7 protein-coding genes are annotated in these 13461 nt (G+C 53.6%); 3 read left to right on the forward strand and 4 right to left on the reverse strand.

Features of this window, described 5'->3' with window-relative positions; all coding sequences use genetic code 11:
* The first annotated feature begins 21 nt into the window (after positions 1-21).
* Positions 22-1878 carry an ABC transporter ATP-binding protein gene (locus tag J2X61_RS11810; RefSeq protein WP_310187938.1) on the forward strand — a complete coding sequence of 619 codons (1857 nt, stop codon included), beginning with the start codon at positions 22-24 and terminating at the stop codon, positions 1876-1878.
* A 30-nt stretch (positions 1879-1908) separates the two neighbouring features.
* Positions 1909-4086, forward strand: a complete 2178-nt coding sequence (locus J2X61_RS11815; protein WP_310187939.1) for a hypothetical protein — start codon at positions 1909-1911, stop codon at positions 4084-4086.
* A 468-nt stretch (positions 4087-4554) separates the two neighbouring features.
* Here J2X61_RS11815 and J2X61_RS11820 read toward each other — a convergent pair whose 3' ends face one another.
* The 4 genes from J2X61_RS11820 to J2X61_RS11835 are packed head-to-tail and all read right to left on the reverse strand — an operon-like array spanning position 4555 to position 10432.
* The gene (locus J2X61_RS11820; RefSeq protein WP_310187942.1) at positions 4555-4791 is read right to left on the reverse strand and encodes a hypothetical protein; all 237 of its coding nucleotides are present in this window, start codon (positions 4789-4791) and stop codon (positions 4555-4557) included.
* 57 nt (positions 4792-4848) lie between these two features.
* A complete protein-coding gene (locus J2X61_RS11825; RefSeq protein WP_310187945.1) occupies positions 4849-7470 on the reverse strand; it encodes an Ig-like domain-containing protein in 2622 nt (873 codons plus the stop codon).
* A 16-nt stretch (positions 7471-7486) separates the two neighbouring features.
* Positions 7487-9427 (reverse strand): fibronectin type III domain-containing protein, encoded by a 1941-nt coding sequence (locus tag J2X61_RS11830; protein WP_310187948.1) that lies wholly within the window; start codon positions 9425-9427, stop codon positions 7487-7489.
* Between the two features lie 21 nt (positions 9428-9448).
* Positions 9449-10432: an OmpL47-type beta-barrel domain-containing protein gene (locus J2X61_RS11835; protein ID WP_310187951.1), complete on the reverse strand. Its 984-nt coding sequence runs from the start codon at positions 10430-10432 to the stop codon at positions 9449-9451.
* A 359-nt stretch (positions 10433-10791) separates the two neighbouring features.
* Between J2X61_RS11835 and J2X61_RS11840 the strand changes: the two genes are divergently transcribed.
* Positions 10792-13449 carry a family 78 glycoside hydrolase catalytic domain gene (locus J2X61_RS11840; protein ID WP_310187953.1) on the forward strand — a complete coding sequence of 886 codons (2658 nt, stop codon included), beginning with the start codon at positions 10792-10794 and terminating at the stop codon, positions 13447-13449.
* The last annotated feature ends 12 nt before the right edge of the window (positions 13450-13461 follow it).

Raw genomic sequence — 13461 nt, forward strand, 5'->3', positions numbered from 1 at the left:
TTTCTGAAGCCATACCGTTTTATGATTTTGACGATTGTCGGGCTGGGCATTCTGCAATTTATCGTGCCCATGACCGTGCCTTGGATGACCAAAGTGCTAATCGACGAAGTGCTTCCTTTAAAAAGCAGTTCATGGACACTGTCCAAGGTGATCGGTGTTTTGGCAGCCGTCTACCTGTTTGGGACGATTGTGAATTATGCCCGTCAATGGGTAATGGCGAGAATGGGCAATTCGATGGTCATCGACATCCGGTTCCAGCTCTATGAGCATATGCAGAAGCTGTCTCAGCGGTTCTATGACAGCCGACAAGTCGGAAGCATCGTCTCGCGAATTCTGAATGATGTGAATGGCGCGCAAAATCTGGTCGGCGCCGGGGTCATTAATCTCGTTATCGACCTATTTCTAGTCGTCTTCGCCGGATTTATGCTGTTTCATATGGATTGGAAGCTGGCTCTGCTGTCGCTATGGCTGCTTCCCGTTTATTATTTAACTTTTACGAACGCGAATGTGCATATTCGTTATGCGTGGCGCTCGGTGCACCGGCAGATGGAGCGCATGTCCGGCGTGCTCGTAGAGCGTATTGCCGGGATGAAAGTGGTGCAGGCCTTTAACCGGGAATTAATGGAGCTGAACCGTTTCAAAAAGCAAGCATCAGCCCATTATACGTACGCGATGACGGCCCAATTTCTCTCGAACACCTTAGGTCGCATCAGTCAAACGTTTCAAGACTTCGGGGGACTGCTCATCTGGTTCGCAGGGGGAACGATGGTCATTCGGGGCAAGATGTCGGTCGGCGAATTGATTGCTTTTCAAGCGTATTTGTCCCAAATGTACGGTCCCATTCAACGATTTTCCGATGTGAACGTTACGATCCAAAATTCGCTTGCTAACGTGGAAAGAATTTTCGAGGTGTTCGATATTGAACCCGAAATCAAGAATATCGATAATCCCCGGCCGCTCAAAACGTGCAAGGGTGAAATTGAATTTCATGATGTCGGTTTCGATTACGTGATCGAAAGGCCTGAGAAGCAGCCGGTCGAAGCGGAGCCGAAGGATAAAGATTTGGTTGAGCGGCAGAAGCCCGCCAAGCGGTTCTATTGGATTCCGCCGAAAATGAGACCGGATCCGCCCTCCATGGTCACGGAGTCCAGGGCTGCGCTTCAAGGGATCAGCTTCAAGGCTAGAAGCGGCGATGTCATTGCGCTTGTCGGGCCAAGCGGCGCGGGCAAGTCGACGATTATTAATTTGCTGCTCCGTTTCTATGATCCCAATAAAGGCAGTGTGACGCTCGACGGGGAAGACATGCGCAATTATGATTTGCATGATTTGCGAAGCCATATGGCGCTCGTGCTGCAGGACAATATTTTGTTCTCGGGAACGGTCTATGAGAATATCGCTTACGGCAGCCCCAAGGCGTCGAAGGAGCAAATTATCGCGGCCGCTGAGGCGGCTAATGCGCATGAGTTCATTGAAGAATGGGAGCTCGGTTATGAAACCATGATCGGCGAACGCGGCGTTCGGCTCTCGGGCGGGCAGAAGCAGCGCATTGCGATCGCGCGAGCGCTTCTCAAGAGTCCCCGCATCTTAATTCTGGATGAGGCTACATCAGCGCTCGACGCCGAGTCCGAGCATTTGGTGACGGAGGCGCTCGGACGGCTTATGGAAGGGCGGACGACGTTCGTTATCGCACATCGTCTCGCAACCGTAGTCCGGGCCGATCAAATCCTCGTCATCGACCGCGGACGGATCGTTGAGCGAGGCAAGCATCCCGTGCTGCTCGCGCAGAACGGGCTGTACCGCGAATTGTACGAAAAGCAGTTGAAGGCCATGAGGCCGGAAGAGCTGCTCGGTCTTGAAACGATGGGTAAACAAGCGTAAACGACATTTTAGGTGGAAAGGAAGCTGCTGATGACCAGATTGTCCAAACGAATTCCCGGCCTCATGTCCATTGCTATGGCTGCCATGGTAAGTTCGCTGATCCCATCTGCCGTGTATGCAGACGGTGCAGCCAGCAGTATGGCGCAAACGGCTATCTCATTGAATCGTATTCAGCTAGGTGCAGGCAGTTACGCAGAGATCAATCAGTTGAATCTGCTGTCGGATCAGAACGGCAATATCGTGACATTCACTTTAAGCATTACGAACAAAAGCGCGGAGAGCCTGTCGCTCATTGATTACTGGGTGCGCTTGTACGGCAAGAACGGCGATAAATTTACGGCCAAAATGATGCCGCAGGACAAAGAGAAAACGAAAATTGCAGCGGGCTCTACCCAGCAATATACCTATTATGCGATGGTCAACGAAGGAACGTCTTTGCATGATCTGACATTCAGTTTGGGCAAATGGGATTTCTCACTCGCTTCCTTCGAACGCAAGCTTGGCGACATTCCCGTACCTGATGACTTTACGCAAGTGACGCCGGCCGGCAGCTCGCAAGCCGTCAAAATGTCAGGCACAACCATGGATGTCAAGGTGACCGAATATACGCTTGGCCGTAATGAAAAGAACAGCTTACCCCAATTAACGCTGCAGCTTACCAATACCGGCAAATACAGTTCTGCCGTACCTGAATACCAGTTCGCTATACGCTCCTCGGAAGGGTATACGTATCCGCTGCAAGCCAAAGGGCTGAAAGATCTCATCGTCGGCTCCCAAGAGTCGAAGGAAGTGGAGCTAACGGGCAGCATCCCTGCCTCGGTCGTCTCGGAGGATTGGCAGCTGGTGATTGCGCAGAATTTGCCCGATTTGAAGCTGAACGTTCCGGTTGCCTATTTGGCGCTGCCGGCCCAGTCCGAGCAGGTGGTGACAGGTGCGGGCGAAGAGGCGGAGTTTACCGATGAGAATGGCATGTATACGGCCCAAATGAACGGCATGTACCGACTGCCATGGGAAGATGAGGATATTCTGACGGCCGATTTATCGCTTCTGAATAAAGGGGCGGATTCGCTGCCGATTCCGGACTTGAAGGGTTACTTCCTGCTGGATGGTAAAGTGAAAGTGGAAGCGAAGGTCATCGTTCCCGCCAAGGTATTGGGGCTTGGGATAGGGAGCTCGATCGGGATGCAGATGGCGGCGAAAGTTCCGTATACGTACGAATTCTCCGAGTTAAAGTTAGTGCTGCAGGAAAAAACGTCCGAGGATAAAATCGTCGACTTGCTGGAGTTCGAGACGCAGGCGGATCTGTTGAAAGTGCCGGTTCAAGCGGCTTCAGCTGCGTACGAATTGGCGGATCCGGGCTATCAGGCCAAATATTCCATTCAAAACGTATTGGCCTACGAAGGCGAATCGACAGATCAGTACACGGTGCGGGTGCTCGCCCAGAATCTGGAGAAAAGATTCACGAACTTAGCGAAGCTGGTGGCGAGCTTCCGCTCGGCGAGCGGTACCGTGTATCCTGCGAGCGTGCTGGATGTGAAGGAGAAGGTGGGACCCGACGGGAAAGCGCTGCTGATTGTCTCCAGCATGCTTCCGAAGGGGTTAGACAAGAGCGGTATGAGCCTGCTGCTCGGGGAAGCCGTTGCGGAGAATGGCAAGCTGGTATCTACGGAAGCTGATGATGATGATGACGATGACGACTCGGACGACGACGATTCGTCTGATGCCGATCTCTATGTGAAGCCTTTCGCCTTCTGGCTGCCGGATGCTCAGCACGAGGTGAAGACACCGCTGAAGGGGATCCAGCTTGCGCCGTACACGATCTCCATCGACCATTTCGGCACGACGCTGAACGATGAAGAGCTGTCCTTGAAGTTCAACTATGAAATCGTGAAGGACATGAGCACGAAGATTAGCACGCAGGGGCGTAAGATTATTTTTCAGATCAACGATACGAACGGTATGCGGGCTATCGAATGGTCGGCTGACTTGAGCAGCTTCGAGCGGCAGCCGAATGAATCGCCGGAGACGCCGCAGTCGAAGCTGAAGGTCGGCAAGCATACCGATTTCAAAATCAGCCTCGAGAATGGCGATTTAATCTACAAGCTGAGCTTCCTCAAAACGTACGACTTCAATATTTATGAGGAGTTTGAAGGTCATCGCCGATTGGTGGCGACGATGAAGAACGACTGGTTCGCGACTTCGGATTAGCGCGAGTTGACGACTGATGCCCTTGGCCTTGACGGCTGAGGGCATTATTGTTGTGTCCGTTTAGTCGGACGGACAGTTCGAGCGGGGCCGGGCGCGGTTCAGAGGGCCGCCGGCCGGCAGGGAGCAGCGTCGCCGCCAAGGCCGGGCGCGCTAACAGTCACCACGGCCGCTAAAGCCGTGGGAACCGGTCCGTTCGGATTCTAACGGACACAGGAGACGCTATTCGCCGATTTCCGGCGAAATTCAGCCGAAAACGGGCAAATAGCAGCGCTGGTGTCCGTTAGAATTCTGCATCGGCCGAAATGGGCCGAATAAGGTCCGCTGTGTCCGTTAGCCGGTCGCGACCGACTGGTGTGTTCACTGTCAAAGTCGGGCCGCCGGCCGGCAGGGAGCAGCGTCGCCGCCAAGGCCGGGCGCGCTAACGGTCACCACGGCCGCTAAAGCCGTGGGAACCGGTCCGTTCGGATTCTAACGGACACAGGAGACGCTATTTGCCGATTTCCGGCGAAATTCAGCCGAAAACGGGCAAATAGCAGCGCTGGTGTCCGTTAGAATTCTGCATCGGCCGAAATGGGCCGAATAAGGTCCGCTGTGTCCGTTAGCCGGACGCGACCGGTTGGCGTGGGGGCTGGCCGCAACCGGCGCCAGCGGCCAGCGGCCAGCGCCTGCGGTTGCCGTGCCTTGCGCCAACGCGCAGCTGCGCAAACCCCAAAAAAAGAGCTGAGCACATTGTGTGCCCAGCTCCTTCTCCGTTGATCCGCCTCAAGGCAGCTCAACGACATTGGAAATGACCTGCTTGCTCGCGAGCTGGTCCCATACAAAAGCTTTCAGCTTATAAGAAGCTGAATCTTGAGGTATCTGGAAGCTAGCGGTAAGCGTTCTAGCTCCCAGCCCCTCAACCAAATCGCTCGAATACGAATAGTTCACGATGTTATTGTCCTGGTCATAGAGCGCTATGACGAGGATTCCGTTCTTATCCAGCTGGGATTGATTCGTAAACTCAACACTGACCGAAGTCTCGCCTTCATCGTCATTCACCTGCATATCGCCTACAGAGAAGACATCGCCCGCCAGGTTATTCGTCCGCAGCTTCGTATTCGCAAAGATCGAGGAATTGTAGTAATCAAAGTTGTTCGTGCTCTTCGTGGCGTCGACAGCCATCCCGATATAGGCATGCTCAGGCAAATCAAGCGCCGTGGCCCCGACCAGCTCCCAATTGGAGCCGCCGTCTACGGAAACGTAGCCTTTGATTTCGTTACCGTATCTGGTTATTTTCAGCAATGCCGGCAGCTCGACATTCGGCTTCGCCGTGGATACGACCAGATCGCCTTGGCCGGAACGGCTCATGAAATGGATGCGAGAGCCATAATACTCTTCCTTTTTCACCGCAATCATGGCAAAAGGGGACGTCTCGCTCAGATCCTGACGAATCATGAGCCCGGCCTTCACACCGTTATCATACTCCGACGGATTCTGGAGGCTAACGGTTGAAATCAATTCCATGTCGCCTGTCACATCACGGTGCGTGTACTGAAAAGCATCCGAAGCATGGATTCCGTCATTGCTAGCTCCAATCTCACCGGTTCCCTTGATGACGAAGGTGCTGTCTGACTCCGACAAGCTCGCAGTCCCGGGAATCGTCACAGCCCCGATATCGGCAGACGTCCAGGCTCCGGTGCCGCTATCCCCGTTTACGTGAACAACAACCAGGGAGGATAACGTTTGAGTGCCGGTGTTGTCAGTCGCCTTGGCATACAAATAATGTGTGCCTTCCGGAGCGTTGGACCAAGTGTACGTATATGGGGCGGAGTTGACCGACCCGAGTGGAGTTAGCTTCATCGTTCTCGTATCGTAGTAGGAGAATTCAACGCTCGCTACTGTGCCGTCGCTGTCGGATGCCGACGCTTCAATGACAATGTCGCGATTTTCTTGCAGTCTTGCGTTTGCAGTGGGACTGGAGATCGCTACGACAGGATTGGCGGAGCCATTGCCAACAATCCCGTTCAGATAGTTCTCCAGATTGGTGTAACCACTGCCATCGATGCCACTGACGGCTTTACCGTCTGCCGCATCGTTTGCATTCAGGCCATGCGCCGCTTCCCATTCGTCCGGCATGCCGTCGTGGTCGCTGTCATAGTCGGCCGGCAGGGTGAGCTCCGCGAGTTCCGGGAAGCCACCGTCACCGTCCGGGGTATTGGCGAATTTGCCCAACCCGTTTCTGACATCGTTCACGATGCGGGCATCCAGCGAATCCCGTTTCGGCAGCACGGCTCCGGCATGCTCCAGCACTTTGCTGTAAGCTTCCTCGGCGGAGTCGGTCGTAACGGTCGTATCGGTAACGGTGCCGTCGGTATTTTTGTACGTGATGGCAACGGGGTTTGCCAGACGATGAACCGTTCCCAGTCCATATTCCGGTTGAATGCCGCCCGCCCAGTTGTTCGCGCTGATGTCCGGGTAGCCGGCGACATAGTTGCCATCCACATAATAGTTTCCGGGCTGCTCGGACCACGGATTGAAGATCCGGTTCTTCACATCATCGAATGTGGCGGGACCCGCTTTGTAATAGTTGTTGACGACATTGACACCCGTTGCGTTCTCTCCGCCATACGCGCTGTTCGCGCCCCAATTGTACATGACGTTGTTCCGCAAATCGAACTGCAGGGGGGCGTCTTTTTCAAGCCGGAAGTCACGGTCAAGCCTAGGGTTTCTGCTATTGTTGCTGGCAATCAAATTATGATGGAACGTCATGTTCGTGCCGCCCCAAATACCGCCGTACCCATGGGCTCCCTTATCATGGATGGACATATTCAAGGAATCGCTGATAATGGACCATTGCACGGTAATGCTGCTTTTGTCTTTACTTGAAAGAACCTCATCCGTGCTCCAGCTGAACGAGCAGTGATCAATCATCATTTTCGGAGCATTCGGTGAGAACGTGTCATCCAGTTCCGCGAAGCCTCCCCGGAAGCGAAGATAACGCATGATAATATTGGAGCCGCCAAGAGATACGGAATAATTGCCGATCGCGATACCGCCGCCGGGCGCCGTTTGACCTGCGAGCGTCAAGTTGTAAACATTCGTTTTAATTTTCTCCTTCAAGTGAATGGTACCGGAAACGCGGAAAACGATAACCGTCGATTTGGCATTGCTGTTGGCGACCTTCATGAGCCCGTAACGCAATGTGCCGGGAATGGGAGTCTCCTTAGACGTATAATCGTCCAGACTCGTCACTTCGTACACCTCGCCTCCCCGTCCGCCTGTTATATACATGCCGGCGCCTTCCGCACCGGGAAAGGCAGGCGTGAGCTCAGCCCCGGCCGCTACCGAAGGGAGCAGGCTGGCCGCAATACAAATGCCAAGCAACATGGAACCTATTTTTTTCATGGGTGCCTCCTCGGATCTAATGAATCGTTATGCTGTTCGATAAAGGCTTCATATTTACGAAGCTATCCCAAATAAAGGCTTTGGCTTCGTAGCCGGTTAATTGATCCGGGACCTTGAAACCGGTATGAACACTCCTCTTTTCCCCAGGACGTGTGGACACGGAGGCGGAGGTATACGACACTATGCGATGGTTGGTATCGTACAACGCGCAGATGACAACGAATGTCTGCTGCTGATCGGTATTATTCGTAAGCTCGACTTTGGCGGTCGCCTTCATCCCCGGAGTTAAGGTGGAGATAGGGTTCCCGTCCCAGTCGATAAATTCAAATGTATTCAACTGAATGGAACGGCTTTGAACGATGGCGAAATAGCCATTGCTGTCGGCTTGCCCGATTTTGCTTAGCGTGACCTGCGCATTTGCCGGGAAGCTTTTTTTATACAGATTGAATACCTCTGAACCTCCGCCGAGCTCAATGACTTCGCCCGTCTTCGTCCATGCCGACAGCCAAGCGATATTGGCTTCCATCGTTTCCTGGCTCAGAGCGACAATCACATCCGTATCATCCGCAACGGTGAATGTCGTGAGCACATCGCTGGCTGTGTAAGCGCTCGAAGCGTTCGCCGCCTGAATCCAATCGGCTCCGACATAGCTCGAAGGCAGTTTGGTAATGGTATTTTGCGAATCGCCATAAGGCAGGCTGCCCAGCTTGAGACCGCTTTGCACCGACCACCCGGCGATGTTCTTGGTATCGTTCACGTAAACGTTCTGGATGACGCTGGAGGCCGAAGAGTCCAGAACTTGTCTCGGCGCCGGCGTTACGGCAACGGCTTGGGACAAAGAGAGAGGGCTCTCGACTTCCGAGTCGGTTCCCCGGGCGAGAAGTCTCGTGTTTTGGGTTACTTTCACATAATACGTTTTCCCGTTCTCGAGCGGAGGGCTGCTGGAAGACGTCCCCAGCTTCGTGATGGACACGTAATCGCTTGGCACAAATTTTTTGTTGTATTTGTCAATAACTTTGACATACTCGGAGTCTGCCGCATCCGGTTTGGTCGCCACGTAAACATTATTCGTTCTGGCACTGGCCGACGGCGTCCATTCCACGTAGATTTCTTTATCCCGAGGGTATGCCGTAAGTCCCGTAGGCGCATCAGGCGAAATCGCAGGGGGCTTGGCGGTTACTTTAATTTGCGAGACATAGAAAGCATTGATCGGATTCGGCGATTCGCCTGATGTCAGCATTTCCAGCATCGCGACGTTTTGCTTAATTTTCTCACTTGTGGTGGTGCCTGCGCTCCGAACCTCGACGGTCGGCTGCTTGGAGAAGCAAAGGTTGCCGTCGACGTAGACCATGACTTGATCGTTCACGATGTCGGCGACCAGTTTAATGTTGTACCAACGATTCGGTTCGTACGGGTACATATTGTCAGGGCCTGTTTTGGCATCGAAAACGAACTTCTGTTGTCCGGGATCCGCCGTAATTCGTGCGATATAGTCTCCGCTGCTGCTTAACAGGTTCAGCACTTTCGTTCTCTCGTGCTGAGGACCCGGCTGCATGAAGGAAACCTCCGCAACGACGACACCTTCCTGTTTCTCAAACGTTTTGACGATTCTCGTATGATTCCGGTAGGCAACCTGGCTGACCGAGTTAAAGTTGTCGTAGACATACAAGCTGTTGCCTGATTTGCCGGGGGACTTGGCAATTGAAGCGTCGCCCTTCAAGCTTCCGGCATTCCCGGCTTCGAGCATGGGCTCGTCGACGGCATAACCGAGCTCTTCCGCACTTGTGCCTACGGTCTTGTTCTCGAAATTGTCGTCAATGAGCACCTGCCAACCGCCATCTTCAGTTACTTCGGCAGCCACAGCCTTCGTTTCAAATGGGGGGACGCCGTATAGCGCAGTGATCATCGCAATCAGGACCATGATCCGAATGATGTGCTGCAACGATTGCTTATTCAAACTAACACCTCCGCTGGATCATTACTTATTTTTGCCGGATTGGTCGTGTGGTACCGTGACCGTCGCAACAGCCGCCGAGCTGTTTCCGGCTTTATCCGTTACCGTGTAGGTAATGGTGTAAACTCTGCCGGCACCTTCGCTGGAACCTCCACTGGAACCTCCGCCTGTTCTGTCGGCGCGTAGAGCGAATTGCATGTCGGATGTGCCGTACTCCGCACCTTGAATATCTCCCGGTTGAAGCGTTTCATTACTTGTGATGGACGTTAGCACGATGGAGTCAATTTGCGATACCGCATCAAATCCATAAACATCCGCTGTCACCGTAATGAGCTTATGATTCGCCGGCCACAATGTGCTCCTATCTAAAGTAACGCTGCCTAGAGGCGCTTCTTGATCTATTTTCAACGTCAGTGATCGGATGGTTTCTTCATTACCCGCTTGATCGACACTCTTATATTCGAACGGGTACGTGCCGCTCGGACCGGTTATGGTGACAGGCTGGGTATACAGGTTCCAAGCACCTCCGTTCAACCGGTACACGGTTTCGGTCACCGAAACGTTGTCTGCAGCGTTAAGCGTTACAGTCGGCGGTGTCACGTACCAGCCGCCTTGGCCGTCGAGGGGACTTACCGAGGCAGTCGTAACGGGAGCGACTGTGTCTTGAACTGCGATAACGAAAGTCGTTGTTGAGATGGCGTCAGCGGTATCTCCGCGGGCTGATACGGAATACGTACCCGAGACGCTTAAATCCGCTTGAAAATAAAACGAGAATTCCCCGTTGACATGGCTTGTTCCTTGATCCAGGTAGGCAAGGCGCTTGAGTGGATCGCGAACCTGCACCGTAACGGCGTGTTCGCCCGGCAGGCCGGTGTTGCCGGATATTGTAACGATCCCTGACGTATCGTCGAGCTCTGCCGTTAAGGTGGCAGGGGCTGCTGCGGCGATGTTCAGCGACAGGCTAAAGCATAGAAAGACCGACATAACGAAGAGTACCCATGATCTCAATCTAATTCCTCCTTTAATACGCTCTATGAGCGGGTCAGCCTACAATCACTTTCCTCCTTTCCGATGTCTCACAGTGTCCATCGATGTAATCGGTTTCAAAACTGGAGTAAACAATGGACGCGAGTACAGGTTAACTTTCTCGACTTTAATATATAATGTGCCCGGCAACATAGGGGATTGAGTTCAATTTTATAGGTTATTTCTTTCATGTATGGACGAAGGCAGACATTCGAATCGCTTTTTTGATGTAAAAATAATGATTATGCCCTATAAACTATTGTCGATCCCCCCATAACAGCGATTGATTCTACTTCTATAATACAAGCTAGCAAGCTGTAAACTTTAAGGAGGGATGCATTGTGAGCTTAGCCATTATTGACTGCTTAACGGAATATGCACATAACCCGCTGGGAATTGATGTTGAACAGCCGCGGCTGTTCTGGAAGCTGGCGTCGAACGAACGGGGCGCCGTACAAGAAGCATACCAAGTGCTGGTCGCTTCCTCGCGGGAGCAGCTGAATGAAGAGAAAGGCGATATGTGGGATAGCGGAAAAGTGGTTTCCGGTCAATCGACGCAGGTAGCCTACGCGGGGGCAGCGCTTCGCTCCGGGCAATCCTATTACTGGAAGGTCCGGGTCTGGGACCGTAACGGGACAGCTTCGGATTGGAGTGAAACCGCATACTGGTCGATGGGGCTGCTGTCCCGCGGGGAGTGGAAAGCGAAGTGGATCGGCCGCAAGAAGGAGCACAATGTTGACATGCAGCCATCCCCGTACTTGCGCAAAAGCTTCCGTCTGGCGAAAGCCGTAAAACGCGCCTTCGTTTACGTAACGGCGTTAGGCTTGTACGACCTGCGGATAAATGGCCGCCGGATCGGCTCGCTCTTCGCGCCGGGCTGGACGGATTATAACATCCGCATCCAAGTCCAGGCTTACGATGTAACGGAGGAATTGGCGGTTGGCGAGAATGTGTTTGGCGTCATGCTGGGCGACGGCTGGTACGCGGGAACGGTCGGATTTCTGGGGAAACATGTGTATGGGGAGAGACCGTTTCTGCTGCTTCAAGCCCAGATTGAGTATGCCGACGGCACGAGCGAGAACATCGTATCCGATGCTTCATGGCGAACAGCCAAAGGGGCCATCCTTTATTCCGATATGATCAAAGGGGAGGCTTACGACGCCCGCTTGGAGCCGACGGGTTGGGATCAACCCGGGTACGCGGAAGCGGATGCTTGGGAAATTCCCGATGTCCGTTCCGGGTATAACGGATTGCTTGGCGGCAACGTGGAGCCTCCGGTTCGCATTATTCAAACGCGGAAGCCGGAATCGATACGCCGCACGGAATATGGCACCTATATTTACGATATGGGTCAAAACATGGTCGGCTGGACGGAACTGAAGGTTCGAGGTCCGAAGGGAACCAAGGTCACCGTGAGTCACGCCGAAATGCTGAATCCGGACGGCAGCTTGTATTTGGACAACTTGCGGGTGGCCGTTCAGCAGGATCACTATGTGCTCAAAGGGGACGGCGAGGAGCGGTACGAGCCGCATTTTACGTTTCACGGCTTCCGTTACGTGGAATTGATCGGATACCCCGGAGAGGCGGATTTGGATACGATTGAGGGCAAAGTCATTCATTCCGAGATGCCGGAAACGGGCAAGCTTGTAACGAACGATGACATGGTAAATCGTCTGTATGCCAACATTACATGGGGACAACGAGGCAACTTCTTATCCGTACCGACGGACTGCCCGCAGCGCGACGAGCGGCTGGGTTGGACGGGAGACGCGCAAATATTCGCGCGCACGGCGGCTTACAATATGAATGTGTCACGTTTCTTTACGAAATATATGCAGGATGTCATTGACAGCCAGCAGCCGTCGGGAGCCTTCACCGATGTGGCCCCGGACGCCGGCTGGATTCGCCACAAAATGTGGAATACGAACCTGAACTGGTTCGCCCCCGATAATGCCGGTTGGGGCGATGCAGGCGTTATTATTCCATGGACGTTATACGTAATGTATGGCGATACGCGCATTCTCACGAAGCATTTCGATGCGATGGTCCGCTGGGTGGAATATCTTCGGGATAACACCGATGATCTGGTCCGGCCAGCCTATGCCAACTATGGGGATTGGTTGTCCATCGATGCGGATACGCCTAAGGAAGTGCTGGCGACGGCTTATTTTGCTTACAGTACACGGCTGTTGGCGCAGATTGCGGGCGTTCTGGGGCGTACGGAGGAGCAGAACCGTTATGAGGCGTTGTTCGCTGAGATCGCCCGGGCGTTCCGCGATGCCTTCGTTGACGCTGACGGACGCATTCAAGGGGAGACCCAAACGGTCTATGTACTTGCGCTGCAGTTCGGTCTGTTAACCCCAGCGCAAAACAAGCTGGCAGCCGAGCATTTGACCGCTAACATTCGCGCGAAAGGAGACCGCTTGTCGACGGGCTTCCTGGGGGTCGGATATTTGCTTCCGGCACTGACAGAGCACGAGAAGCTGGATGTCGCATACACGCTGCTCACACAGGAGGAATTTCCTTCCTGGATGTATTCGATTAAACATGGGGCAACGACGATCTGGGAGCGTTGGGACGGATGGACCGCCCATAATGGATTCCAGACACCGTCGATGAATTCGTTCAATCACTATTCTCTCGGCTCGGTAGGAGAGTGGATGTTCCGTTACATGGCCGGCATCGAAGCCGATCCGGCGGAACCCGGCTTCAAACACGCCATCATCCGGCCAAGGCCGGGAGGCCGTTTGACTCAAGTCCATGCCGGCTATGAATCCCTGTACGGGACAATTGAGGTCAAGTGGAGCTTGTCTGCAGCGAAGAAGTTCCGTCTGGAAGTGGCGGTTCCCGTCAACACGACGGCGACGGTCTATGTGCCTGGCCATGTGTATGCCATTGACGGCATCGAGAATGCGGCGGCAGAGGAAAGCCGGTTCAAACTCGGATCGGGCCGCTATGTCTTCGAGAGCGATTTGGCGATATTGGAACCATCCGTCTAACGGTTGGCCTTC

This window comes from Bacillus sp. 3255 (assembly GCF_031456485.1).
Lineage (GTDB): Bacteria > Bacillota > Bacilli > Paenibacillales > NBRC-103111 > Paenibacillus_E.